The organism is Streptomyces sp. NPDC047081, from assembly GCF_040643775.1.
Lineage (GTDB): Bacteria > Actinomycetota > Actinomycetes > Streptomycetales > Streptomycetaceae > Streptomyces.
This window is the reverse complement of sequence record NZ_JBEYUY010000011.1, coordinates 35994-59632: the sequence shown is the minus strand read 5'-3', so window position 1 is coordinate 59632 and position 23639 is coordinate 35994. Positions and strand designations below refer to the sequence as shown.

Annotated in this window: 24 protein-coding genes, 1 tRNA gene and 1 pseudogene; 15 read left to right on the top strand and 11 right to left on the bottom strand. The window is 70.6% G+C overall.

Going from position 1 to position 23639, the window contains the following annotated elements; translation table 11 throughout:
* Positions 1-22: 22 nt before the first annotated feature.
* Together ABZ848_RS22075 and ABZ848_RS22070 are read right to left on the bottom strand one after the other, a co-directional pair.
* Entirely contained in the window at positions 23-235 is a 213-nt protein-coding gene (locus ABZ848_RS22075; protein ID WP_360834265.1) for a DUF397 domain-containing protein, read from the bottom strand.
* The gene (locus ABZ848_RS22070) at positions 232-1107 is read right to left on the bottom strand and encodes a helix-turn-helix transcriptional regulator (RefSeq protein WP_360834263.1); all 876 of its coding nucleotides are present in this window, start codon (positions 1105-1107) and stop codon (positions 232-234) included. The genes ABZ848_RS22075 and ABZ848_RS22070 overlap by 4 nt, the downstream gene beginning before the upstream one ends.
* A gap of 145 nt (positions 1108-1252) precedes the next feature.
* On the opposite strand from ABZ848_RS22070, the gene ABZ848_RS22065 reads away from it, so the two are divergent.
* Both ABZ848_RS22065 and ABZ848_RS22060 read left to right on the top strand, forming a co-directional pair.
* Complete coding sequence (locus ABZ848_RS22065) at positions 1253-1741, top strand: ATP-binding protein (protein WP_360834725.1); 489 nt, start codon at positions 1253-1255, stop codon at positions 1739-1741.
* Between the two features lie 227 nt (positions 1742-1968).
* A pseudogene (locus ABZ848_RS22060) lies at positions 1969-2316 on the top strand (helix-turn-helix domain-containing protein); the annotation flags it as partial.
* A 73-nt stretch (positions 2317-2389) separates the two neighbouring features.
* Here ABZ848_RS22060 and ABZ848_RS22055 read toward each other — a convergent pair.
* The gene (locus ABZ848_RS22055; RefSeq protein ID WP_360834261.1) at positions 2390-2866 is read right to left on the bottom strand and encodes a hypothetical protein; all 477 of its coding nucleotides are present in this window, start codon (positions 2864-2866) and stop codon (positions 2390-2392) included.
* 87 nt (positions 2867-2953) lie between these two features.
* On the opposite strand from ABZ848_RS22055, the gene ABZ848_RS22050 reads away from it, so the two are divergent.
* Positions 2954-3478, top strand: a complete 525-nt coding sequence (locus tag ABZ848_RS22050) for a GNAT family N-acetyltransferase (protein ID WP_360834259.1) — start codon at positions 2954-2956, stop codon at positions 3476-3478.
* Between the two features lie 29 nt (positions 3479-3507).
* Positions 3508-3969 (top strand): hypothetical protein, encoded by a 462-nt coding sequence (locus ABZ848_RS22045; RefSeq protein ID WP_360834257.1) that lies wholly within the window; start codon positions 3508-3510, stop codon positions 3967-3969.
* Positions 3970-3997: 28 nt separating this feature from the next.
* Here the strand turns inward: ABZ848_RS22045 and ABZ848_RS22040 are convergent, their stop codons facing one another.
* Positions 3998-5413, bottom strand: a complete 1416-nt coding sequence (locus tag ABZ848_RS22040; protein ID WP_360834255.1) for a M1 family metallopeptidase — start codon at positions 5411-5413, stop codon at positions 3998-4000.
* A 37-nt stretch (positions 5414-5450) separates the two neighbouring features.
* On the opposite strand from ABZ848_RS22040, the gene ABZ848_RS22035 reads away from it, so the two are divergent.
* Entirely contained in the window at positions 5451-5951 is a 501-nt protein-coding gene (locus ABZ848_RS22035; RefSeq protein WP_360834253.1) for a hypothetical protein, read from the top strand.
* Positions 5952-5999: 48 nt separating this feature from the next.
* Here the strand turns inward: ABZ848_RS22035 and ABZ848_RS22030 are convergent, their stop codons facing one another.
* From ABZ848_RS22030 to ABZ848_RS22020, 3 genes are all read right to left on the bottom strand, one after another.
* Positions 6000-6458 (bottom strand): DUF5707 domain-containing protein, encoded by a 459-nt coding sequence (locus tag ABZ848_RS22030; protein ID WP_360834251.1) that lies wholly within the window; start codon positions 6456-6458, stop codon positions 6000-6002.
* A gap of 326 nt (positions 6459-6784) precedes the next feature.
* Positions 6785-7555: a hypothetical protein gene (locus tag ABZ848_RS22025; RefSeq protein ID WP_360834249.1), complete on the bottom strand. Its 771-nt coding sequence runs from the start codon at positions 7553-7555 to the stop codon at positions 6785-6787.
* A 30-nt stretch (positions 7556-7585) separates the two neighbouring features.
* A complete protein-coding gene (locus ABZ848_RS22020) occupies positions 7586-8236 on the bottom strand; it encodes a pentapeptide repeat-containing protein (protein ID WP_360834723.1) in 651 nt (216 codons plus the stop codon).
* 331 nt (positions 8237-8567) lie between these two features.
* On the opposite strand from ABZ848_RS22020, the gene ABZ848_RS22015 reads away from it, so the two are divergent.
* The 3 genes from ABZ848_RS22015 (at position 8568) to ABZ848_RS22005 (ending at position 12361) form a co-directional block, all read left to right on the top strand.
* Positions 8568-9728: an NAD(P)-binding protein gene (locus ABZ848_RS22015; RefSeq protein WP_360834247.1), complete on the top strand. Its 1161-nt coding sequence runs from the start codon at positions 8568-8570 to the stop codon at positions 9726-9728.
* A gap of 108 nt (positions 9729-9836) precedes the next feature.
* Entirely contained in the window at positions 9837-10817 is a 981-nt protein-coding gene (locus ABZ848_RS22010; protein ID WP_360834245.1) for a zinc-binding dehydrogenase, read from the top strand.
* A 113-nt stretch (positions 10818-10930) separates the two neighbouring features.
* Positions 10931-12361, top strand: a complete 1431-nt coding sequence (locus tag ABZ848_RS22005; protein WP_360834721.1) for an MFS transporter — start codon at positions 10931-10933, stop codon at positions 12359-12361.
* Between the two features lie 404 nt (positions 12362-12765).
* Here the strand turns inward: ABZ848_RS22005 and ABZ848_RS22000 are convergent, their stop codons facing one another.
* From ABZ848_RS22000 to ABZ848_RS21990, 3 genes are all read right to left on the bottom strand, one after another.
* Positions 12766-15399 (bottom strand): glycosyl hydrolase, encoded by a 2634-nt coding sequence (locus ABZ848_RS22000; RefSeq protein WP_360834243.1) that lies wholly within the window; start codon positions 15397-15399, stop codon positions 12766-12768.
* Between the two features lie 103 nt (positions 15400-15502).
* Positions 15503-16909 carry an FAD-dependent oxidoreductase gene (locus tag ABZ848_RS21995; protein ID WP_360834241.1) on the bottom strand — a complete coding sequence of 469 codons (1407 nt, stop codon included), beginning with the start codon at positions 16907-16909 and terminating at the stop codon, positions 15503-15505.
* A gap of 10 nt (positions 16910-16919) precedes the next feature.
* Complete coding sequence (locus ABZ848_RS21990; protein WP_360834239.1) at positions 16920-17576, bottom strand: rhomboid-like protein; 657 nt, start codon at positions 17574-17576, stop codon at positions 16920-16922.
* Positions 17577-17610: 34 nt separating this feature from the next.
* Here ABZ848_RS21990 and ABZ848_RS21985 point away from each other — a divergent pair, with 34 nt between their 5' ends.
* The 4 genes from ABZ848_RS21985 (at position 17611) to ABZ848_RS21970 (ending at position 20548) form a co-directional block, all read left to right on the top strand.
* Positions 17611-18489 carry an aminoglycoside phosphotransferase family protein gene (locus ABZ848_RS21985; RefSeq protein ID WP_360834237.1) on the top strand — a complete coding sequence of 293 codons (879 nt, stop codon included), beginning with the start codon at positions 17611-17613 and terminating at the stop codon, positions 18487-18489.
* A gap of 9 nt (positions 18490-18498) precedes the next feature.
* On the top strand, positions 18499-18978 hold the full coding sequence (locus ABZ848_RS21980; protein ID WP_360834235.1) for a GNAT family N-acetyltransferase: 480 nt from the start codon (positions 18499-18501) through the stop codon (positions 18976-18978).
* A gap of 52 nt (positions 18979-19030) precedes the next feature.
* Complete coding sequence (locus ABZ848_RS21975; protein ID WP_360834233.1) at positions 19031-20080, top strand: DUF4037 domain-containing protein; 1050 nt, start codon at positions 19031-19033, stop codon at positions 20078-20080.
* Positions 20081-20245: 165 nt separating this feature from the next.
* The gene (locus tag ABZ848_RS21970; RefSeq protein ID WP_360834231.1) at positions 20246-20548 is read left to right on the top strand and encodes a hypothetical protein; all 303 of its coding nucleotides are present in this window, start codon (positions 20246-20248) and stop codon (positions 20546-20548) included.
* A 72-nt stretch (positions 20549-20620) separates the two neighbouring features.
* Here the strand turns inward: ABZ848_RS21970 and ABZ848_RS21965 are convergent.
* Positions 20621-20694 (bottom strand) — tRNA-Thr (locus ABZ848_RS21965).
* 215 nt (positions 20695-20909) lie between these two features.
* Here ABZ848_RS21965 and ugpC point away from each other — a divergent pair.
* From ugpC to ABZ848_RS21950, 3 genes are all read left to right on the top strand, one after another.
* Positions 20910-22046 (top strand): sn-glycerol-3-phosphate ABC transporter ATP-binding protein UgpC, encoded by a 1137-nt coding sequence (gene ugpC / locus ABZ848_RS21960; protein WP_360834229.1) that lies wholly within the window; start codon positions 20910-20912, stop codon positions 22044-22046.
* Between the two features lie 223 nt (positions 22047-22269).
* Positions 22270-22725, top strand: coding sequence for a hypothetical protein (locus ABZ848_RS21955; protein WP_360834227.1), 456 nt, complete (start codon positions 22270-22272; stop codon positions 22723-22725).
* Positions 22726-22870: 145 nt separating this feature from the next.
* Positions 22871-23602, top strand: coding sequence for a nucleotidyltransferase family protein (locus ABZ848_RS21950; protein ID WP_360834225.1), 732 nt, complete (start codon positions 22871-22873; stop codon positions 23600-23602).
* The last annotated feature ends 37 nt before the right edge of the window (positions 23603-23639 follow it).

Sequence of the window (23639 nt, the reverse complement as noted above, 5' to 3'; positions counted from 1 at the left end):
GGCCGGGGGCTCCGGCGTTCGGTCAGTGCGCGGAGGTATACGGAAGGAAAGCCGTCCAGGCGGCGGGGGTGACGGCGAGGCGGGGGCCGGCCTCGGGGTGCTTGGAGTCGCGGATGTGGATCGTGCGGGGGGCTATCGCGATCTCGACGCAGGAGTCGCCGTCGGGGCCGTCGCTGTAGCTGCTCTTGAACCACGCCAGCTCGGAGGCGTCACCGGCGATGGACTTGCGGATCATGTTTCTCCCAGCAGTCGTTCGACGAGGGCCAGTGACTCCTCTGGCCGAAGAGCCTGGGCCCGGATGGTTCCATACCGCAGCTCAAGGATGCGGAGCTCCCTCAAGTCCGAGACCGGTCGGCCGTTGAAGGCGCCGTCGGAGCGTCCGACAGCCGTGCCGTCCTCGAACTTCAGCAACTCGATCCGCCCGCTCATGCCAGGGTGCGCTGTGCTGTCCAACGGCATCACCTGAAGCATGACGTTGGGCAACCTCCCCACCTCCAGCAGGCGTTCGAACTGCTGTCGCCGCACCATTGTGCCTCCAACCCTTCGGTGCAGCGTTGCCTCTTCCAGGACGAACCCGAGGGCAGGAGCAGGCGAACGTTCATAGATGGACTGCCGGGCCATGCGTGCGGCAACCCGGCGTTCCAGATCCTCGGGCGAATAGGCGGGCGTCCACGACTCCAGAAGGGCCCGCGCGTGCTCGGGTGTCTGCAACAGGCCAGGGATGCTGCTGCACACGTACAGCCCGATCTCGACGGCTTTCGCCTCCAACTGCGCCAGGTCCCGCACCTTCTTCGGATACCGGACCTTCTTCACGTCCTCCCACATCGCCGAGATGAGCCCACCGGCCCCCAACACCTCGTCGGCCTTGTCCAGATACTCCTGCCGAGGGATCCGCTTCCCGCCCTCGATTTTGTAGACCATGTCCTCGCCGTACCCGACCGCCGCCCCGAACTCCGGCGCCCGCATCCCCGCCGCCTCCCGGCGCAGCTTCAACTGCCGTCCCACCGTCGCGATCACCGCGACGCCCCACTCGTCGTCCGGGTCCACCTCCCAACCCGGCTCGTCCGCCTCGGTCCTGAGCCGTACCGCGTCCGCCTCCACCGACATCCCGCACCCCTCCGCCGTACCAACGCATCACGACGGCCCTACCCGTACGGCTGCTCCGGACCGGCTCGACACCACCGGACAACGTCCGGACAGTGACCGTACGCAACGGCGCCGTCACTGTTCACGGTAGGCGTACGTCGCCACGCTGAGTGACGTGAATCAAGAAATCGCCGTCCCTGTACGCAACTTCAGCGCGCAGTTCGCCCCCACGCCACGCGGTGCCCGCCTCGCCCGCCTGCTCGCGACCGAGCAACTACGGGCGTGGGACGTGCCGTTGGACCCGGCGGCGCACATCGTCGCCGAGCTGGCGGCGAATGCGGCCACGCATGGCCGGGTGCCGGGGCGGGATTTCCGGCTGTTGCTGTACGTCGTCGGGGACACCCTGCGTATCGAGGTGACGGATACGCGGGGTGACCGTGTGCCCTGCACCCAACCCCCTTCCGCCGACGCCGAGTCGGGGCGCGGACTGCTGCTCGTGGACGCGCTCGCCGACAAGTGGGGGGTCGGATTTGGCGCACCGCCGCGCAAGACCGTGTGGGCCGAGGTCCGACTCGACCGGAGTACGGCGGAGCGTGCTCCGGTGGAGCCGTGCTGCGGTGGGACGGGCGGTCTTTCCCAAGGAACGAATGGTTGAAAGGACCCCAACCAAGCCCACCCCCTCCCTCCGCCGGTCCGCCGATCCGCTGGTCAGGCCGGTGCACGGCACTCACCCACGCGAGTGAACATCACCAACTCAGCTGGATTTCGGGCTGGTTGCCTGCCCTACAGTCGGCGCAACACAACCGCACACATGCAACGGCCCCCGCCGGGACGGCAATCCCAATGCGAGGGCCTGACCACCAAGGAAGAAGCAGCTTCCCGATGGACACCCAAAACCCTAGCGCGCCCGCGCCCGCCCAGTCCCGTATCCCGGGCGAAAACCACCCTCACGCGGGCGGTCTCATCCACGAGAACACCCGCCACACCACCCGCTTCACGGTGATCGGCAACCACCTCGCCCAACACCCGTCGCTCTCGGGCCTCGCCATCGGACTGGCCGTCCACATCCAGTCCCTCCCCGCGCGAGCCCGCGTCGACATCAAGACCCTCGCCGCCCGCTTCCCCGAGGGCACGGCCCGTATCGCCGCCGCCCTGCGCGAACTCGAAACCCACGGCTACCTGCGCCGCGAACGCGAGCGCATCAGCGGGGCCCGGATGTCAACGGCGACGGCCGTCGTCGCCGCGGCCTCGGAATGGGGTACGAACAAGCTCACGTTCGGTTGACGCCACGGGGCGGGGGTGGTCAGCCCATCGGCCGGTAGTACCCCAGCACCCCCGCCAACTGCCCGAACCACTCCCCCAGTTGTGCCCTCGGCTTCGCCTCCACCACGCACTCGTAGAAGCGGCCGTCCGGGAGGACCACCGCCATCATCAGGGACTTGCCGTTCGGGCTCGCCTTGTAGTGGACGCTGCGGATCTCCGGCCAGGGGAAGTCGACCGACGCGCCGTGGTCCTCGAACGCCACGCCTTCCACGTCCACGACGATCGAGTTGTGGGCGTCCACCGCCATGAACTCCGGGCCTGCCGACGGTTGTTGGGGTGGGGCGTAGGCGTACTGGGGTGGCGGCGGGCCGAAGCCCTGCGGGGCCGTCGTGGGCGGCGGTGGGGGCGGTGCCATCGGCATCGGTGGCGGCTGTTGGCCGTACGGCGGCTGACTGCCGTACGGCGGCTGACTGCCGTACGGCGGCTGGCTGCCGTACGGCGGTGGCTGCGTGGTCATCGGTTTCCGTCCCCAGATGTGGTTGCGTCCCGGGGAAATCTACCCAGCGGACCTGGCCTCCCTCACCCCGGCGGATAGGGTCCCGCCATGCTTCTCGAACAGCTCAGGCCGACGGACGGCGCCCTCCCGGGCGAGTTGCTCACCGAACTCACCGCCCTCTACGCCTCCAACCACGAGTTCCACGCCATCAGCGGCGACTTCCCGGACCCGTACGACATCCGCCCGGAGCAGGTCGCGGCGGCGCTGGCGGACGAGTTCGTGAATCCGGACGTGGAGGTGCTGCTGGCGCGGAGCGAGGGGCGGGTGGTGGGGATCGCGATCACGCTGGCCCGGCATCCCGACCCGGCCGACCCCGATCCGTGGATCGGGTTGTTGATGGTGGACGCGGGGGCGCAGGGGAAGGGGTTCGGGCGGCGGATCGCAGGTGCGGTCGAGGAACGCTTCCACGCGGCAGGGCGCGGCGCCGTGCGGTTGGCCGTCCTCGACAACAACCCCAAGGGGCTCGCCTTCTGGACCGCCCTCGGTTACGAGGTCATCGACCACCGGCGCGATCGCGGACTCGGTCGGCCGTGCTCGGTGCTGCGCAAGGAACTGCGTACCCCGGTCGGCTGAACCGCCCGGCAAGCAGGCAATATGCAGCCGTGGACTGGACGACCTTGGCCGGCACCGGGCTCGGCGCGCTGATCGGTGTCGGCTCGACCCTGGTCGCCGACCGGGCGCGGTGGCGGCGGGACCTGAGTGAGCGGAATCGGCAGGAACGGCGGGAGATATATGTCGGCTGCCTGACCAGGTATCGGCTGGCTTACGAGGCCATGCACGCCGCCGCCGTCACCCACCGGGGTCGGGACACGTTGGACGCCGCCGTGCGGGAGGCGTTCCGGGAGTCGGGGTGTGACGAGGTCAGGGAGTCCGCGCTGATCTGTGCGCCGCAGGAGCTGTCGGATGTGCTGGAGGACGTCTACGCCACCCTGCGGGAGTTGCAGGAGGTCTTCGCCGCCGGTGAACCTCCCCTCGGGTCAAGGGAGTTCGAGGAGCAGCGGCTCAAGCACGGGAAGGCCGTCTGGGCCGCCCGCGCCGCCATGCGTGCCGATCTCGGACAATAGGCGGTCAAATCGGCGGTCAAATCGGCGGTCAGGGGTGTTCCGGCCTGCCGTCCCCGTACAGCCAGTCCTTCCAGATCTCCTCGAAGTCCTTGTCCGGGGCCTTCTTCTCCACGTACGCCGTGAAGTCGGCGGTGTCCGCGTTGCCGTGGCGGTGAGTTGCCGCCCAGCCCTGGATGATGTCGTAGAACGTGTCGTCGCCGACCGTCTCGCGGATCTTGTGGAGGACCATCGCACCTCGGTCGTAGACCGGGCTGTCGGAGATGTGTGCCGCGCTGCTCGGGCGGGCCGGCGGGAAGGCCCAGATCGCCTTGTTGTCGGCGGGGTCGTCGTAGTAGTCGCCCTTGTAGAGCGCGTCGAAGGTCTGCTGCGCGGTGTCGCCGCCGTGGTCCTCGTCCCACAGCCACTCCGCGTACGTCGCGAAGCCCTCGTTCAGCCACATGTCCCGCCAGGTCTTCGGCGTGACCGAGTCGCCGTACCACTGGTGCGCGAGCTCGTGGACGAGGGTCTCGGTGTCGGGGGCGCCGGGGAAGACCGGGCGGTTCTGGGTTTCGAGGGCGTACTCGGCGTCCTCTCCCCGGTCGACGATTGCGCCCGTGGAGGAGAAGGGGTACGGGCCGAAGTTGTACTCCTCCCACTCCATGATCTCGGGCAGCTTCGCGAGCACCTTCCGGCTCGCCTTCGCCTCGGTCGGGTCGACGGCGACGTACGCGGGGAGGCGGTTCTTGCCGATCGTGTAGCGGGTGATGTCGTAATGGCCCACGGCGACGGTGGCGAGATAGGTCGCCATGGGTTCCGCCGTGTGCCAGGAGTAGGTCGTACGGCCGCCGGTCGTCGCCGTCTCGCTCGTCAACTCGCCGTTGGAGACCGCCTGGAGGCCCTTCGGCACGGTGACCTCGATGTCGTACGTCGCCTTGTCGGAGGGGTGGTTGTTGGACGGGAACCACGTCATCGAGCCGACCGGTTCGCCCAGCGCCAGCGCGCCGTCCGCCGTCGACAGCCAGCCCTCGTGGGAGCCGTCGGCGTCGGTGAGGGTCTGCGGGGTGCCGGAGTAGCGGACGGTGACGCGGAAGGTCTCGGTGTCGGTGAGGTCGTCGTGGGGGCGGATCGTCAGTTCCTGGCCGGCGCGGTTCCAGCGGGCGCGCTTGCCCTCGACCGTGACGTCCTCGACGTCCAGACCCTTGAGGTCGAGGTCGAAGGCGGTGAGGTCCTTGGTGGCGCGGGCGGTGAGGGTGGCAGTGCCGGTGAGGTGACCCGCGGAGTCGTCGCCGGGGATGTACGCGAGCTTGAGGTCGTAGTGCGTGACGTCGTAACCGCCGTTGCCGGCCTTCGGGAAGTACGGGTCGTGGACGCCGGAGCCTCCGGGTGTGCCGTTCACCCCGGCCGAGCATGCGGCGAGGACGAGGGCGAGGAGGGCGGTGGGGACAACCGGCGCAGAACGGGACACGCCAGTGATCCTAGGGCGGCGTGACACCATCTCGTACGTGCTCGACATCGGCTACGCCCTCTCCAACCGCTTCCCGGACCCGCCGCAGACGGACTACCGCCGCGCGGACGTCCACGCCCTGCGCCACGACCTGTTCTGCGGGGACGTCTACCTCGCCGACACCAAGGCGGACCGGGAACTGTCCACAGCCTGGGGATGGGTGCCGGTGCTCGACTTCGCGTGGGCGCTGTGCGACATCGTGGAGCGGATCGACCGCGACCCGGCGGGGTCCCGGGCCGCCCGGCCGCAGCACGCCGAGCTCGACTTCACCGAGTCCACCGACCGCATGCTCTTCGAGCGCCGCTTCGGCTGGGTCGACATCGAGGCGGACTGGATGCCGGCCGAGGAACCCCCGCTGACCTTCGCCCACGCCGAACTCCGCCGCGAGGCACGGGACTTCCTGCACGACCTGCTCGCCGACCTGACCGACATGCACGAGGACCTCGCCGAGAACCCGGCGATCTGGACCCTCCAGGCCCGCTTCCCGAGGGTTTCCTAGCCCTGGCCGACCTCGATGACAGGCTCCAGCCGATCTCGATGACAGGCCCTAGCCGATCTTGAAGTCCGCCGCCTTGTTGTCCAGGGTCTTCGTCCCGTTCTTCGCCGTGGCGAGAACCGCGATGTGCCAGGTGCCGTGCGGGGACGCGGCGGCGTCCGTGGCCGTGACCGGGGCGGTGTAGGTGCAGCGCGCGGTGTCGTCGGCGGCGGGCTTGCAGGTGGCGGACTCCACCTCGGCCATCTCCTTGGCGGTCACGTCCTTGCCGATCTCGGAGCCGGCCGGCCACGCCAGCACCTTCAGGCTCTTCACTCCCGAGGACGCCGTGACGTCGGTGGTGAAGACCAGCGAACCGTCGTGGTCACCGGCGGGCGCGGTGTAGCGGGCGGTGCTGTGCGCGAGGGTCGGGTCCTGCTCACCGGCCTGGGCGAAGGCGAAGGCTCCGGCCCCGCCGAGGACGACGACACCGGCGGCGACAGACAGGGCGGCGATGCGGCGACGGGACGACATGGCGGACTCTCCGTATGGGATCGGGCGGCTGCCTCAGCCATGCGACGGGCCGACGGGCCCGGCCGGGGCGGCCTGGTGGAGCCGACGCTCTCGTCCGCGCCGGCATCACCGATCCTCGCGGCCCGCAGATCACCGGGCCTGAGTACGACTACTCAACTCGCCCTGAGTGGTGGGGCCTTCGGCGTGTGAGTCACGACCGAGACATCGCTGAGTCACCGGACGAAGGCCCCGCGCTTGCACCCCGCCGCACTTGCTCCCCGCCGCACTTGCTCCCCGCCGCGCTTGCCCCCGCTGCACTTGCCCTGACCCCGCCTACCCCGCCGCACCTACCCCCGCCCCGCCGACTCCTCCGCCGGCCACATCCGCCCGCCCAGCAGCACCAGTTCCTCCGCCGACGTCTCGTGCGGGAGGCCCCCGAGCGACAGGTAGTGGTACCCCGTGCTGAGCCGGCACGCGTTCAGGCCCAGGCACGTCATCGCGTCGTAGTGCTGGGTGTTGGCGAACACGTAGCGGCCGTCCTCGCCGTCCCCCGGGTCCAGCGGTATGCCCAGCAGGACCGCCCGCAACGCCGGCCGGTCCACCGGGCCGAAGGCGAGCGGCACGAAGGCGTCCGGGTCGGCGCCGACCGGGACCGGGGGCGCCCAGTCCTCGGGTCCGCCGGAGTTGCCGCCCGGGTTGCCGTCCGTATCGGTCTCCGCCTCGTCGAAGTACCCGGGACACGAGTCGTAGTGGTGCGTCGGCTCACCCTCCGCGTACACCGTCATCAGCAGTACGTCCGAGTCGTAGACGTACGTGCCCAGCGCGGGCGCCTCCAGCAGGCGGCTCAGCGGGCCCGCCAGTGCCGTCGCGTCCGTCTCCGGGTCCGGATAGATCACCGTGTGGCCGGGACCGACCGGCAGCGCGTACCCCCGTACCGCGCTGTCGGCCGCCGCAGCGGACCTGTCCGCCGCAGAGGATCTGTCTGCCCCGGCGGACCTACCCGTCCCGCCCGGCCTGCTCAGCTCGCCCCGCTCAGGCCCGCCCTGCTCGCCCGCATCCCCCTCCGGCCCGCCCGCGGCCGCGAGCAGCGTCACCACCTCGTCCAGTGGCCGTGCCACCAGGACGTTCCCGTAAAAGGTCCCCACCCGTCATCCCTCCACCCGAATCCCCATCTCCGCCGCCAGTACCGGCGCCAGATCCATCAGTTGCACGGGACTGATCACCGCCCCCGCCAGCCGGTCCACGCCCCGTGCGATGCCCAGCTCGGCCGCGTCCCGCAGGTCCACGTCCTTCAGGGTCGCCGCCGTGAGGTCGGCGCCCTTCAGCACGCAGTCCATGAACCGCACCCGCTCCAGCTTCGCGCCCCCGAAGTCCGGCTCCACCAGCACGCAGCCCTCGAAGACGACGTCTCTGAGGCGGGCCGTGCGCAGGTTCAGGTAGTCGATCTTGCCGCCCCGCACGACCACCCGCTCCAGCACGGCACCGTGCGCCTGCACCCCGCCCAGCCGGGCGTCGACCACCTCGACGTCCCGCAGCGTGGCGTCCGCCAGATCCGTGCCGACGCCCCGCAGTCCCGTCAGGACCGAGTCCAGGACGCGGACGTGCCGCAGCCGTGTCTCGTCCACCGCGCACCCCGTCAGCGCGCAGTCCATGAACCGGGCGCCCCCGCCGTCCTGCCCGGCGAAGTCGAACTCCCGGAACTCCAGCCCGTCGTAGTCGCCGTCCGGCTCCAACTCCCCGCCCCGGAAGGGCTCCAGCGGAGGCAACCGCACCTCCGGCCGCTGGGCCGCCTTCACCACCGTACGACCGGGACCGCCCGGACCACCACCGGAATCCCTGCCGCGGCCCGCGCCCCCACGCGCGCCACCTGCACTACTCACACCACTGGCACCACTCGAACCCACAGCCCGTCCCACCGCACCTCCCACTCACCGCACCACGACCGATCACATCTCCCGCTCGCCCCACCACGCCTCCCATCCTGCACCCCACCACTGACAATCCGCCTGACCAGCGAAAACACCCCCGCCCCGGCCCGGCCCGCTCCCCTCATGTCACATTCCGGCCGCCCGATCCGTCCTATGCATGCACAGGCGACCAGACATCGAGCCTTCGAGGGAGACGTCAGTCATGCACCGCATCACCGTCATCGGCGGCGGATTCGCCGGGCTCACCGCGGCGATCACCGCCGCCGAGGCGGGCGTCAAGGTGACCGTGTACGAGGCCCACCACACCCTCGGCGGGCGGGCGCGGACCGCCGAGGGGCCCTACCGGACGAACGACGGTCCGCACGCCCTCTACCGCGGCGGCGCGCACTGGACCTGGCTCAAGCAGCGGGATCTCATCCCGCCGCTCGCCCCGATCCCGCCCCTGGAGGCCGCCCGGCTGCGGCTGCGGCACCACGGCGTGCTCCGCCGTACCCCGCCCTTCGCCATGCTGAAACTGCTCCGGCCCGGACTGCCGCAAGCCCCCGTCGACCTCGACTTCCTGTCCTGGGCGACCGGCATCGCGGGCGAGGAGGGCGCGCGTGCCGCCGCCAACTACTCCGCCGTCGCCCTCTTCCACCACGACCCCGGCGCCCTCTCCGCCGCCTTCGTGCAGGAACGCCTGCGCCGTGCCACCAAGCTCCCGCCCGAGGCCCACTACCCGCGCGGCGGCTGGGCGAGCCTCGTCGACCGCATGGCAGCGCGGGCCTGGAATCTGGGCGTGCGGATGGAGACCCTGTCCCGCGTCGACGTCCTCCCCACCGACACCCCCGTCGTCGTCGCCACCTCGCTCGACGCCGCCCGGCGGCTGCTGCGGGACGACTCGCTGACCTGGACCGGCGGGCGTACCGTCCTCGTCGACCTCGCCGTGCGCACCCGTCGCGGTGACGCCTTCGCCGTCTCCGACCTCGACTCGCCCGGCTGGATCGAGCGGTTCACCGCCCAGGACCGGTCGCTCGCCCCCGCCGGTGAGCAGCTGATCCAGGGGCAGATCCCCATCGCCCCGGGCGAGACCAAGGCCGGCGGCCTCGCCCGCGCCGAGCACCTCCTCGACCTCGCCTTCGACGGCTGGCGCGAGCGCGTCACCTGGCGGCGCGAGGCCCTCGCGAACGGCCGTACCGGCGCCGTCGACCTCCCCGGTACCAGCTGGCGTGACCGGCCGGCCGTCGACCGCGGCGACGGTGTCTACCTGGCCGGCGACCAGGTCGCCGCTCCCGGCGTGCTCTCCGAGGTCTCCTTCAACAGCGCCCTCGCCGCGGTGTCGCTGGCGCTCGGCCGACGGCAGCTTGACCTGAAGCGCGCTTGAGGTTGAAGGGTGGGTCTCCTGAATGCCCTGTCGTCCTGACGGCACCCACCTTCCTGACGGCAACCGACTTCCTGACAGCGCCTGACTTCCTGACATGGGGGATCCGCCATGCACGCCATCCGCCTGCACATCTTCGGTCCGGCCGAGAACCTGCGTTACGAGGAGGTCGACGACCCGGCGCCGGGCCCCGGCCAGGTCCGTATCGCCGTCGAAGCCGCCGGCGTACACCTGCTGGACACCGCTCTCCGCGAGGGCGAGCAGGGGCCGTTGCCCGCGCCGGTCGTGCTGCCGACGATCCCCGGCCGTGAGGTCGCCGGTGTCGTCGAGTCGCTCGGGGACGGGGTCGCCGCGCTGTGGCTCGGCAAGCGCGTGGTCGCGCACCTCGGGTTCGCGCCGGGCGGGTACGCCGAGCTGGCCGTCACCGATGTCGAGCGGGTGCACGAGATCCCGGAGAACCTCGACTTCGCCGCCGCGGTCGCGATGATCGGGACGGGGCGTACGGCGATGGGGATCGTGCAGTTCGCCGAGCTCGGCCCCGGTGCCGTGGCCGTGATCCCCGCGGCCGCGGGCGGCATCGGGACGCTGCTCGTGCAGTACGCGAAGAACTCCGGGGCCGTCGTCGTCGGTCTCGCCGGCGGGCCGGAGAAGACGGCCCGGGTGGCGGCGAACGGCGCCGATCTCGCCGTCGACTACAAGGATCCCGAATGGCCGGGCAAGGTCCGGGCCTTCCTCGGCGGGCGGCCCGCGACCGTCGTCTTCGACGGTGTGGGCGGGGAGGCCGCCCGCGTGGCCGTCGGCCTGCTCGGGCCCGGCGGCAAACACATCGTCTTCGGCTGGTCCGCCGAGGGGATCGGCGGCGGCCGGCCGCATCTCGTCGACGGCGTGTCGGAGCAGGTCCTGGGCCCCGTGATGATGCGGAAGGCCGGCGGCCCCGATCCCGTACGAACCCTGGAACTGCGCGCCCTCGCCGAGGCCGCCGCGGGCCGGCTGGCCCCGGCCGTGCAGCGATTCCCGCTGGCCGAGGCGGCGGCCGCGCACCGCGCGCTGGAGACGCGCGGAACGACCGGAAAGGTGGTGCTGGAGCCATGACGAGCCAAGGTGGCCGCAAGTCGCTCCCAGATGCGATACGTACCGATGCATGGTCTTCCGACCGGGTGAGCGTCACCCCGACAGACGCCGATCCCCGCCGTTGGTGGGGCCTGGTGGTCATCGCGCTCGCGCAGCTCATGGTCGTCCTGGACGCGACGATCGTGAACATCGCGCTGCCGTCCGCGCAGAGCGACCTGGGGATGTCCGACGGGAACCGGCAGTGGGTGATCACCGCCTACACGCTCGCCTTCGGCGGGCTGCTGCTGCTCGGCGGTCGTATCGCCGACCTGGTGGGCCGCAAGCGGACGTTCATCTTCGGGCTGATCGGCTTCGCCGCCGCCTCCGCACTCGGCGGTGCGGCCACGGGCCCGGGGATGCTCTTCGGCGCCCGCGCGCTGCAGGGTGTCTTCGCCGCCGTGCTCGCGCCCTCCGCGCTGTCCCTGCTGACCACGACCTTCACCGACCCCAAGGAGCGCGGGAAGGCCTTCGGCATCTACGGCGCGCTGGCCGGCAGCGGTTCGGCGATCGGCTTCATCGTCGGCGGTCTGCTCACGGAGTACCTCGACTGGCGCTGGTGCCTGTACGTCAACATCCCGATCGCGGTCGTCGCGGTCGTCGGCGCGTTCGCGCTGCTGCACGACCGGCCCGGTCACGAGGGCGCGCGCCTCGATGTGCCGGGTGTGCTGCTGGGGTGCGGCGGGCTGGTCGCGATCGTGTACGGCTTCAGCGAGGCCGAGCCGCGCGGGTGGAGCGACCCGCTGGTGCTGGCGCTGCTCGGCGGGGGTGTCGTACTCCTCGCGGTCTTCGTGTGGTGGCAGACGCGGGCGCGCATGCCGCTGCTCCCGCTCCACATCGTCAAGGACCGCAACCGCGCGGGGTGTTTCCTGACGATGGCGCTCGCCACGATCGGGATGTTCGGCCTGTTCCTGTTCATGACCTACTACCTGCAGGTGGTCCTGGCGTACTCGCCGGTGAAGACGGGGCTCGCCTTCCTGCCCCTCACCGCGGCGATCATCACCGGCTCGACGCAGATCTCCGCGCGCCTCATGAACCGCGTCCCGCCGCGCTTCCTCATGGTCCCGGGCATGGTCCTCGCCGCGGGCGGCATGCTGATCCTCACGCAGATGACGGTCGACTCGTCCTACGCGACCGAGATCCTGCCCGCCCTGCTCCTGATGGGCCTCGGCATGGGCCTCACCTTCATGCCGGTCTTCGCGACGGCGACGGCAGGGGTGGCCCCGCAGGACTCCGGAGTGACCTCGGCGACGGTCAACACCTCGCAGCAGGTGGGCGGTTCGATCGGCACGGCCCTCCTCAACACGATCGCCACGACCAGCAGCGCGACCTACATCACCGCCCACCTCCACAACCCGGCCCAGCGGGCCCTGATCGCCAAGGAGGCGGTCGTCCACGGCTACACGGTGGCCATCTGGTGCGCGGCGGGGATCATGCTGCTGGGGGGCTTGGTCGCGGGACTCCTGGTGACGGCGAAGCCGCCCAAGCATGCTGCGGCCGGGGCGCCGGTGCCGGAGACGGTGGCGTGAGTGGTGCCCCGGTCCCGAGGGGCCGGGGCACTTCGACGCCGGTTCAGTCGTGCGGCGTGAACAGCAGCTCGACGATCAGGCCCCAGATCACCTTCGCGGCGACTGCGACCGCTAACCGAGACGCCAGTTCCTGACGCCAACCACGCTTCTTCTCGGACATCGTCCGACCTCCTGATTCAGCTCCAACGCGGACGACGAGTCCGGCCAGGGACTCGCCCGAGGCGCGGCGCAGGGGAGCACCGGCCCCGTCGGCGGAGGGAAACGCCCGTCCCCGGCCCTGGCCCCCGTCCGAGGCCGGGGACAGGCTCCCCTGTTTCCGCGCCTGGAGCTGAATTTCAGGCGGTGGAACTTTCCATGCTAGCCAGCGTTGGCCCAACTGGCAGCAGTGCGCTCACAGTTGGCCATCACCGCAGACTCCGCACATCGATCGCCCAGATCCCCCGCCCATGCGTAGCCGCGTACAACCGCCCATCAGGCCCGGTACGAAGCTGGAGAACCGCCGTGGTCGGCAAGTTGGAGCCCGCCACCTTCCACCCCTTCGAACCCGGCGTCCGCACCAGCACCCCGAGGTCCGTGCCCAGGGCGATCGTGCCGCCCTTCAGCAGGACCACCGAGTTGGCGGGGACGTCCGGCAGGTTCCCGGAGATGTCCTTCCAGGTCGCCCCGCCGTCCCGCGTCTCGAAGAGGTGCCCGACTCCCGCTCCCGGGCCCTCCGTCCACTTCCGGGAGAAGCCGTTGACGGCCAGCAGGACGTGGTCGGAGTCGGCCGGGTCGATCGCCAGCCCGGAGAGGTAGCGGTTGGGGACCGTCCCGTCGGCCGGCAGGCTCAGCTGGTGCCAGCCCGTGCCGTCCGCGTTGCCCACCGCGATGCCCCGCGAGAAGCCCTGGTTGTTGCAGGGCCCGCACCAGGCGGCGTACACCTTGCCGCCGGAGGACGCGACCGCCGTCGCCGTGTGGCCCGCGCCGAGGTCGTACGCCCCGAACCACTCGCTCCCGCTGCGGATCGCGTACCCCTTGGTGTTGATCCACACGTGCCGGCCACCCGCGACCCAGACGTTCGGGTCCTTGATGTCGGCGTTGAGCGGGGCGATGAAGCGTGCCTCGCCGGTCGCGTTGTCTGGCGGGGCGATCGAGTACGAGGTCGCCTTCGACGGGTCGGTGATCCAACTGCCGTCGTTCACCGCGCAGTTGTTGGTGACCGACACCGCCAGGTACACGTACTCCTGGGCGATGTCGCACCCGTTGGCCGGGTCGGTGATCGTGTCGCCGCCGTCGCCGCCGAAGTTGGAGCCCATCACGCGGTCACCGGGCCGGAGTTCGGACTGCCCGTTGTCCTGGAGGCCGCCGGTGACGGCCAGTCCGCGCCCGTCACGTCCGACACCCACGGAGTAGTACTGCAGCGCGTCCATCGTGCCGTCGTTCAGGGACGTCCAGTCGGTCGCGTGCCCGGTGGCGTCGGCGCTGCCGTCGAGCGGACGCCGGAACGCACCGCCGTCGTCGCCGACCACGAGGTACGGCGCACCGCCGTCGCTGCCGATGGCGACCGAGTGCTGGTCGGCGTGGACCGTCTGATGGCAGTCACCCGTCTGCTTGCTCGGGTCGATGGACCAGCACGGGAAGCCGAAGTTCCAGTAAGGCCCGGGCACGGACCAGGACTTGCCGCCGTCCTTGGTCTCGAAGACCTCCTCCAGACCGGCGTACACATGGTCCGGGTTCTTCGGGTCGACGGTGAGGAACTGGTTGTACCAGGCCTGGATGCCCGGCTGGTATCCGTCGCCGGTGAGCGCCGAGCCCGAGTCCCGCAGTTGTTGGTACGTCGCTATGCGCGTCCAAGGGCCGGTCGGCGAACCGGACTTCGACACGAAGATGCCCTCGAGGCCGCTGTCGGGATTCTCCGCCATCTGCTCCGGGGACTGGTCGATCGCGTAGTACCGCGACCCGTCCGCACTGCGCGCGAAGGTCACGTTGCCGACGTCCTCGGCGTTGCTCGGCAGGTCACCGAGCCCGGTCAGCCGCTGCCAGGTCCCGCCGGACTTGGCGTAGAAGCCGTTGTAGGTGTCCCCGCCGCGCCAGCCGACCGCGAGCACGACCTTGCCCGGGTCCTTCGGGTCGACCGCGATGTCGCTGGTGATGTTCTTGTACGGGGCGTTCGGGTCGCTCGCCAGCGAACCGCCGGGCAGATAGTCGGGGTTGGGCGCGAACTCCAGCTTCCAGTGCCCCTTGAGCGTCTTCGTGGAGTGGCTCCACACGCCCTCGGTGGTCGCCGCCCACACCTTGTCGCCGGCGAACCGCAGCGCGTTGATCGACGTCGATTCGAGCTCGTCGCCGCCGACCCGGTCGCGCTCGGCGAAGTGGCCGTGGCGCGGGTCGTCGAGGACGTAGACGCCCGTACCGAGGAAGGAGGTCGCGCTGGTGTTGGCCTCGCCGGTGGCGTACCAGAGGCGTCCGCGGCCGTCCAGCTGGAGGTCACCGGTGGACAGCGCGGGCAGCCCGTCGGAGATGTTCGTCCAGTGGCCGCCGCCGGTGCGCGAGCGGAAGACACCGCCGTTGGCCGAACCGGCGTACACATAGCCGTGGTTGTCGGCCGCGAGCCCGGTGACCCGGCCGGTCACCTTGCCGGCCCCGCCGCTGGAGTTGGAGTTGATGTCCCGGTAGCGGGGGTCGTCGGAGTCGTACGGCAGCCGGGTCAGGTCGCTCCAACTGCCCTTGGTGTGCGGCAGATTGGTGAGTTCGTCGTACGCCGCCCCGTACGCGCCCGGCGCCACGATCCCCGGCGACGTGCGCGCCTCGGCGTACTGATCGGCCTGCTCGGCCTCCTCCTGTGCCTCACCGCCGTCATCGTCGTCGTCCCCAGCCTCCGCGAAAGCCGACAGGCCCTTCTGCTGCTGATGCAGAAGGGCCTGTTCGCGAAGTTCCCGCACCCCGAAGGGGCTTGTGCCACCGGACGACGCCTGGGCCTGCGTCACTGTCAGGCCCAGCGCGGCCGTGGTGGCCAGTACCGCCCATATCCGTTGTCTTCGCCAGCCGTTGGCCGCCATGAAGTGCCCTCCCCTTGGAGCAGTGGCATGAACTGGCCAACAGCTTCGAGGGGAACACGGTCCTGAGAGCTTCCTGTGAGCGCAATCACCGGGTAAAGGTTCGTCAGTGCCGCCCCGCCACCCGGTCCGCCACCTGCGCCAGCCTCGACGACCCGGTGCTGTGCGTGAGCCGTTCCCGCTCGTCGGCGGCCCGGTAGGTCGCGTACATGCCGTGCACGCCCAGCCAACGGAACGGCTCCGGCTCCCACTTGCGCACCTTGTGCCCGACCCAGGGAAGTTCGGTCAGCTCGGTCTGCGGCCCCTGCCCGGAGTCGAGTTGCACCAGGTCGCGCAAGGTCCGCGCCGCGAGGTTGGTCGTGGCGACGCCCGAGCCGACGTAACCCCCCGCCCAGCCAAGGCCCGTCGAGCGGTCAAGGGTCACCGTCGCGCACCAGTCGCGCGGCACGCCGAGCACCCCCGACCAGGCGTGTTCGATGCCGACGCCGGCCAGCGGCGGGAAGAAGCGGACGAGGATCTCGCGCAGCGCCTCGACCGTCTCGGCCTGCGTCCGCCCGTCGTTGTCGGTCCGCGAGCCGAAGCGGTACGGCACCCCGCGCCCGCCCAGCGCGATCCGCCCGTCGGCGGTCCGCTGGGCGTACATGTACGCGTGCGCCATGTCGCCGAGGGCCTCCCGCCCGTCCCAGCCGACCGACTCCCATTGCTCGCCGGTGAGCGGCTCGGTCACGACCATCGAGGAGTTCATCGGCAGCCAGGTGCGCTTCTGTCCCTTGAGGGCGGCGGTGAAGCCCTCCGTGCAGCGCAGGACGTAGGGCGCGCGGACGGTCCCGTACGGCGTGACGGCGTGCTTCGGGCGGATCTCCGTGACCGGCGTCGACTCGTGGATGGTCACCCCGAGCGCCTCGACCACGGCCGCGAGCCCCTTGACCAGCTTCACCGGGTGCAGCCGCGCCCCGTGCGGGGTCCAGGTCGAGCCGACCGCGCCGGCCACCCGGATGCGCTCGGCGGTCTCCCGGGCGCCGTACAGCACGCGGTCCTTCTCGCCGTACGACACCTCGTGCGCGTGGAACTCCTTCAGACGGGCCAACTGCGCGGGCGTGGTGGCGACTTCGAGGACCCCGCCCTTGTGGATGTCGGCCTCGATGCCCTCCTCGGCGGCGGCCCGGACGACCTCGTCCACGGTGTCGTTCATGGCCTGCTGCAGCCGTACGGCGGCCTCCTGGCCGTGCAGCTTCGCGTACCGGTCCCGGCCGGCGATCCCGTTGTAGAGCCAGCCGCCGTTGCGCCCGGAGGCGCCGTACCCGCAGAACTTCTGCTCCAGCACGGTGATCCGCAGGAAGGGCGCGGCCTTCTTCAGGTAGTACGCGGTCCACAGGCCCGTGTACCCGCCGCCGACGATCACGACGTCCGCCGCCGCGTCCCCGTCGAGCGGCTCCCGCACCGCCGGGAAGCCGTCGTCCGCGTACCAGTAGGAGATGCCGCCGTTGACGACGCTGCTGTCGAAGCTGCTCATGGCCGGAAAACTAACCTCTCAGTGCGGCCACTGTCTCCTTCGGATTCCATGCTTTTCCGCGCCCTCTGACCAGCGGATAACACGCGAGCCCGATCAGCACCGAGACGAAATGCCCGAGATCGGTGAATGTGGGAGTGGAGGTGAGCGGAACGCCGTACACGAAAAGCACGACCGCCAGATAGAGATACCGCCAGGGGGAGGCGATCCGGTACGCGAGTACGGCGATCACCCCGGCCAGCGCGTAACTCACGCCGATGTCCAGGGTGTTGACCGCCGACACCGGCGCCATCCCGTCCTTGATCGCCTTCAGCAGCGCACCCTCGCTGATCAGCGTCGCCAGCACATGCGCGGCCACGCACACCATCAGCCACCGCGCCGTCCCCAGCCAGCGCTCGGTCTGCGCGTGGAAGACGGTGTAGAGGACGGCGTACGGCAGCCAGTGGCCGCCGTCGATCCACATCGCGCTCTGCACGAGCACCCGCACCGGGTTGTCGGACAGTTCCCGGATATTGGTCGACCGCTGCCGCAGGAACTGCTCCTCGAACTCCGGCGACATGTGGTGCAGGGCGACCGTGGTCACGAACAGGATCGCCAGCCAGACATACGTGCCGGGGGCGCTGCGGACATATGCCCACACCTTCTCGCCGAGGTCCCGGAAAATTCGCATGAGGCGATTCACGCACGCAAGTATCGTCCCGAAGGTGATCGACATCCCGGACGAGCTGATCGCCCAGCACGAGCGGTACGGCGGGGAGGCGGGGCGCGCCTTGGTCGCCTCGCTCGCCGAGCGTGGCGAGCGGTTCCTCGCGCGCTGGGAGCTGCGCCTCGACGGGCCTTCGATGTACGGGCGGTGCGCGCTGGTGCTGCCCGTGCTGCGGGCCGACGGGACACGGGCCGTGCTCAAGCTCCAGGACGTCGACGAGGAGACGGTCGGTGAGCCCCTCGCGCTGCGCGCCTGGCACGGCGACGGGGCGGTCTGGCTGCTGCGGGCCGACTCCGCCACCGGCACGATGCTGCTCGAACGGCTCGACAGCGCACGGGCGTTGGCGGACCTGCCGGACCACCGCGAGGCGACGCTGGTCATCGCCCGGCTGCTGGCCCGGCTGACGGCCACCGAGGCACCGGCGGGACTGCGCCGCCTCGGCGACATCACGGCACGGCTGCTGGAACGGACGGCGGCCGTCCTGCCCGGCGTCGCCGTCCCCGCCGTACACCATCTGCTCGCGGACTGCGCGGCGGCCGTACGGGAGGTCGCCGGTGAGCCCGGCGACCGTCTCCTGCACTGGGACCTGCACTTCGACAACGTCCTCGGCGCCGACCGCGCCCCCTGGCTCGCCATCGACCCCAAGCCGCTCGCGGGCGACCCCGGCTTCGACCTCTTCCCGGCGCTGTGGAACCGCTTCGAGGCGGACGAGGTGCGGTGGCGGTTCGACGCCATGACGGACGTCATCGCGCTCGACCGCGACCGGGCCCGCGCCTGGACGCTGGGCCGGGTCCTGCAGAACTCGGTGTGGCGGCTGGAGGAGCACGGCAGCCCGCTGCCCGAGGTCCTGGAGATCGCCCGCCGACTGTCCGGCTAGCGTGGCCGCATGATCCGCACCGCGACCCCCGCCGACGTCCCCGTCATCCACGCCCTGGTCCGCGAACTCGCCGACTACGAGAAGGCCCTGCACGAGGCGAAGGCCACCGAGGCGCAGCTGCACGACGCGCTCTTCGGCGAGCGGCCCGCCGCGTACGCGCACATCGCCGTCGACGACACGACCGGCGAACCCGTCGGCTTCGCCCTCTGGTTCCTCAACTTCTCCACCTGGCGCGGAGTCCACGGCATCTACCTGGAGGACCTGTACGTCCGCCCCACCGCCCGCGGCGCCGGCCACGGCAAGGCCCTGCTCACCGAACTCGCCCGCATCTGCGTGGAGCGCGGCTACCAGCGCCTGGAGTGGTCCGTCCTCGACTGGAACGCCCCGTCCATCGCCTTCTACGAGTCCCTCGGCGCCCGCCCGCAGGACGAGTGGACGGTCTACCGGCTGACGGACGAGGCGCTGGCGGAACTGGGACGGCCTGTGTAACAGCGTGAAGGAACCGGGCATGACCCATCACGGAATGGGCACGGCCCCAGGCATGAGCACAATGAATATGCGCGACGCCCCGCCCCCGTTCATCCCCGGTCTCGAACTCTCCCGCCGCTTGTACACCGACGTCGTACGCCCGTTACTCGACGAGGCCGCCCCGGGCGTCCCGCACTCAGCGGCCCGCCTCGGCAGCGGCTCCGAGGTCCTCGGTTACGACACCCCGCGCTCACCCGGCCCCTCCCGGAGCCCCCGCCTCCAGCTCTTCCTGCGCCGCCACGACGTCCACCGCCACGCCGGCCGGATCAGACACGTCCTGGCCTCGCACCTCCCGAAGACCTTCCACGGCCACCCCGCCCGCGACGGCGTAGAGGTCACCCAGATCACCCCGTGGTTCGTCGCGACCCTCGGCTTCGACCCGTCCGCCCCGGGGGACATCGGCCCCACCGACTGGCTGGCCACGCCCACCCAGCTCCTCGCCGAGGTCACCGCGGGCGCCGTCTTCCACGACGGCCTGGGCGAACTCGCGCCGCTCCGCTCGGCCCTGCGCTGGTACCCGCACGACATCTGGCTGCACGTCCTGGCCTGCCAGTGGCGCCGCATCGCCCGCGAGGCGCCGTACGTCACGTTCTGCGGCGAGACCGGCGACGAGCTCGGCTCCGCGGTCGCTGGCGCCCGGGTGGCCCGGGACCTGATGCGGCTGGGCCTCCTCATGGACCGCCGCTACCCGCCGTACGGCAAATGGCTCGGCACGGCCTTCGCCCGCACCACCACCGGCCACCACCTCGCCCCGGTCCTGACCGCCGCCGTCACGGCCACGGACTGGCGCACCCGCGAAAAACACCTCTCGCAGGCGTACGAGGCGACAGCAGACCTGCACAACCAGCTGGAGCTCACCGACCGAGTCCCCCAGGACGCCCCGCCGGAACGATTCACCACAGCCCTGACCGCCCGAATCTCCAACCCGACGATCAAGGAACTACCGCCGACCGGCGCGATCGACCAGTTCGTGGACGGCACAGATGTCCTGACCCGGCCGGGATCGACGCGGGCGATGTACCGGGTGACCCACCAACAGCCCTCACATGGTCACCGCGAGTAGTCAACGGAATGCCGGATTTCACTTATTCCCAGGTCAGACCACTTCTACGCTCCCCGACGTATGTGCGCCACAATCACACAGCGCTAACGTCTCTCCATCCAGCGCAGGACGACAGAGACGGGGGACTTCAAGATGAGTGCCCAGAATCCACAGAGGACCCTGGCCATGACGACGGCCGAGGAACGCCTGGGAACGGAACGGGTCCGATCGCTGTCCGGGGCCGCGGCCGTCTTCTTCGGTGACGCGGCCGTCGCCGTCGCCGCGTCGATCGGCGTGTTGCACGTGGCCGGGACAACGAACGGCTCCGCCCAGATCGTCGGCATCCTCAGCGCCGCGTTCACCGCGGTGAGCACGACGACGACGGCCTACTTCGGCATCAAGGCCATGTCCAACACGGCCCAGAGGAATCCCGGCATCAGCGCGCCGACGGCCCCACCCGGCACGGAGCCCCCCAGTCCGACGGCCTGATCGCCGAGCCGCTCCACCGCCGACGCCCCCGCAATCCGTGATCGCAGGGGCGTCGACTCGGGTCACCCGTCGAGCCCCCTGTCGGATTCGAACCGACGACCTACGCATTACAAGTGCGTTGCTCTGGCCGGCTGAGCTAAGGAGGCCTGCGCGTGGTGTGACCTTCGCGCCCGTGCAGTGTACCCAGGTCCCGGCGGCGCCCTGTCGAAAATTTCCGCGAAGTTCACATGCCCGCAGGTACTGACAGAGCGGGAAACGCCAGGTACCGTCCTGACCCAGTTCGCTCATGTGGACTACACCAACCACCTTCCTACAACGGATCGTCCGGCACGTTCCTGCCGGTAGAAGGGGGCCCTTCACCATGGCCACTGTTTCGTTCGACAAGGCGACCCGGATCTACCCGGGCACCGAGAAGCCCGCCGTCGATGGTCTGGAGATCGAGGTCGGGGACGGCGAGTTCCTCGTCCTCGTCGGTCCGTCCGGCTGCGGCAAGTCCACCTCGCTCCGGATGCTCGCGGGGCTCGAGGACGTCAACGCCGGCGCCATCCGCATCGGTGAGCGCGACGTCACGCACCTCCCCCCGAAGGACCGGGACATCGCCATGGTGTTCCAGAACTACGCGCTGTACCCGCACATGACCGTCGCCGACAACATGGGCTTCGCCCTGAAGATCGCCGGCGTCAACAAGGCGGAGATCCGCAAGAAGGTCGAAGAGGCCGCGAAGATCCTCGACCTCACCGAGTACCTGGACCGGAAGCCGAAGGCACTCTCCGGTGGTCAGCGCCAGCGTGTCGCCATGGGCCGCGCCATCGTGCGTGAGCCCCAGGTCTTCCTCATGGACGAGCCGCTGTCGAACCTCGACGCCAAGCTCCGCGTCTCCACCCGTACGCAGATCGCCTCGCTGCAGCGCCGTCTCGGCATCACCACCGTCTACGTCACCCACGACCAGGTCGAGGCCATGACGATGGGCGACCGGGTCGCCGTGCTCAAGGACGGTCTGCTCCAGCAGGTGGACTCGCCCCGCAACATGTACGACCGGCCCGCCAACCTCTTCGTCGCCGGCTTCATCGGCTCCCCCGCCATGAACCTGGTCGAGGTCCCGATCACCGACGGCGGTGTGAAGTTCGGCAACAGCGTCGTCCCGGTCAACCGCGACGCCCTGAAGGCCGCCTCCGACAAGGGTGACACCACGGTGACCGTGGGTGTCCGCCCGGAGCACTTCGACATCGTCGAGGAGAACGGCGGCGCCGCGAACGCCCTGTCCAAGGACACCGAGGACAAGCCGGCCGGCCTCGCGGTCTCCGTGAACGTCGTCGAGGAGCTCGGCGCCGACGGCTACGTCTACGGCACCGCCGAGGTCGGCGGCACCACCAAGGACCTGGTCGTCCGTGTCGAGGGCCGCCGCGTCCCGGAGAAGGGCTCCACGCTGCACGTCGTGCCGCGGCCGGGCGAGACCCACGTGTTCTCGACCTCCACGGGCGAGCGCCTCACCGACTGACGGCGTCACCGACGGACACCACAATCCCGGGTAATTCACCCAGGTTGACGAAGAGGGCCCCGCAGAGTGCTGCGGGGCCCTTCTCGTTGTCGACAAATACCCCGGCAGACCGGTCATTTCGAGCACCGTACGTCAACGCCGTACCCAAAAAGCGGCACCAGTTCATCCCCCGAACCGGTGACTAAATGTCGCCAAATCATTACCGGGCGCTACCCTCACTCGCGTGAAGCACTCCACTAACCAACAGACGCGACGCGGCCGGGGCCCCGCCCGCCGGATCGGCCGCACGCTCGCCCTTGTCCTGCCCGTCGTCCTGGTGCTCTCCGGGACCCTCGCGGTCACCCGGGTCAACTGGACGGGGAACCCGTCCGGCTCGGTGCTCACCGCCTCCGACGCGATCGACGACGCCAAGGGCGCCGCGGCGGTCCACCGCGCACCGCAGGACGTGCTGCGCGACCAGCTGCTGGCCGAGCTCCAGGAGGACGACCCGGGCGTCGTCCTCACGCACCTCCAGCAGGCCGTCGCGGAGCGGCCGTCGCTCGCCGGGCACTGCGCCTCCATCGCCCGCGCCCTGGGCCGCGCCGCGGTCCGCGTGTACGGGCCGTCCAAGGCGCAGTCGTACGCCCGCCCCGTCTGCGACACGGCCTTCGCCTCCGGCGTCGCCGCGGCGCACAGCTGAGGGCATCCGCCAGCCCTCCTCAGACCGGGCTCGGATCCCCGATGCGGCACGTCGGGATCCGGCCAGGTTCGGAGGAGGGTAACGGCTGATTAAGGATCGGTTGCCGGGTTCGGTGGCGCTCAGGACGCGCCGTACAGTTCGGGTCATGACCGATCCGAACGCCGCATCCCGCCCCGTTCAAGCCGTCGTCCTGGCCGGAGGCCAGGGATCGCGGCTGCGCCCGTACACCGACGACCGGCCCAAGCCGATGGTCGAGATCCCCGGTACGGGGACGCCGATCATCGGCCATCAGCTTGTCTGGCTGGCCGAGGAGGGTGTGACGGACGTCGTGGTCAGCTGCGGGCATCTCGCCGAGGTGCTGCAGGACTGGCTGAAATCGGCGGATCTGCCGGTGCGGGTGACGACGGTCGTGGAGACCGAGCCGCTGGGCCGCGGTGGCGGCCTCCGTTACGCGGCCGGGCATCTGCCCCACCCCGACAAGGCCTGGTACGCCACGAACGGCGACATCTGGACCCGCTTCTCCCTGCGGGACATGGCCGACTTCCACGCGGAGCGGGACGCGGTGGCGACGCTGGCCCTCGCCCGGCCGCGGATTCCCTGGGGCGCGGTGAAGACGGACGGCTTCGGGCACATCACCGACTTCATCGAGGCACCGCCGTCGACGTTCGAGATCAACGCCGGTGTGTACGTCTTCTCCCCCGAGTTCGCGGAGCTGCTGCCCGAGCGCGGCGACCACGAGCGCACGACCTTCCCCCACCTGGCCCGAGAGCGACGCCTGGCGGGCTTCCCGCTGCCGCAGGGGGCGTACTGGCGGGCGATCGACACGGCGAAGGACCTCACTGAGGCCGCGAAGGAACTGGCGGCCCTGGGGCGCTGAGAACCTCTCCGAAGGCCCTGCGGCTCCGAAGACCTTT

What these genes read in the sequence shown, in the direction of transcription:
- ABZ848_RS22075 (WP_360834265.1), bottom strand. Translation starts at nt 235, where the DNA reads ATGATCCGCAAGTCCATCGCCGGTGACGCCTCCGAGCTGGCGTGGTTC.
- ABZ848_RS22015 (WP_360834247.1), top strand. Translation starts at nt 8,568, where the DNA reads ATGCACCGCATCACCGTCATCGGCGGCGGATTCGCCGGGCTCACCGCG.
- ABZ848_RS22010 (WP_360834245.1), top strand. Translation starts at nt 9,837, where the DNA reads ATGCACGCCATCCGCCTGCACATCTTCGGTCCGGCCGAGAACCTGCGT.
- ABZ848_RS22030 (WP_360834251.1), bottom strand. Translation starts at nt 6,458, where the DNA reads ATGTCGTCCCGTCGCCGCATCGCCGCCCTGTCTGTCGCCGCCGGTGTC.
- ABZ848_RS21975 (WP_360834233.1), top strand. Translation starts at nt 19,031, where the DNA reads ATGAGCACAATGAATATGCGCGACGCCCCGCCCCCGTTCATCCCCGGT.
- ABZ848_RS22050 (WP_360834259.1), top strand. Translation starts at nt 2,954, where the DNA reads ATGCTTCTCGAACAGCTCAGGCCGACGGACGGCGCCCTCCCGGGCGAG.
- ABZ848_RS21950 (WP_360834225.1), top strand. Translation starts at nt 22,871, where the DNA reads ATGACCGATCCGAACGCCGCATCCCGCCCCGTTCAAGCCGTCGTCCTG.
- ABZ848_RS21980 (WP_360834235.1), top strand. Translation starts at nt 18,499, where the DNA reads ATGATCCGCACCGCGACCCCCGCCGACGTCCCCGTCATCCACGCCCTG.
- ugpC (WP_360834229.1), top strand. Translation starts at nt 20,910, where the DNA reads ATGGCCACTGTTTCGTTCGACAAGGCGACCCGGATCTACCCGGGCACC.
- ABZ848_RS21990 (WP_360834239.1), bottom strand. Translation starts at nt 17,576, where the DNA reads ATGCGAATTTTCCGGGACCTCGGCGAGAAGGTGTGGGCATATGTCCGC.
- ABZ848_RS21995 (WP_360834241.1), bottom strand. Translation starts at nt 16,909, where the DNA reads ATGAGCAGCTTCGACAGCAGCGTCGTCAACGGCGGCATCTCCTACTGG.
- ABZ848_RS22055 (WP_360834261.1), bottom strand. Translation starts at nt 2,866, where the DNA reads ATGACCACGCAGCCACCGCCGTACGGCAGCCAGCCGCCGTACGGCAGT.
- ABZ848_RS21970 (WP_360834231.1), top strand. Translation starts at nt 20,246, where the DNA reads ATGACGACGGCCGAGGAACGCCTGGGAACGGAACGGGTCCGATCGCTG.
- ABZ848_RS22000 (WP_360834243.1), bottom strand. Translation starts at nt 15,399, where the DNA reads ATGGCGGCCAACGGCTGGCGAAGACAACGGATATGGGCGGTACTGGCC.
- ABZ848_RS22070 (WP_360834263.1), bottom strand. Translation starts at nt 1,107, where the DNA reads ATGTCGGTGGAGGCGGACGCGGTACGGCTCAGGACCGAGGCGGACGAG.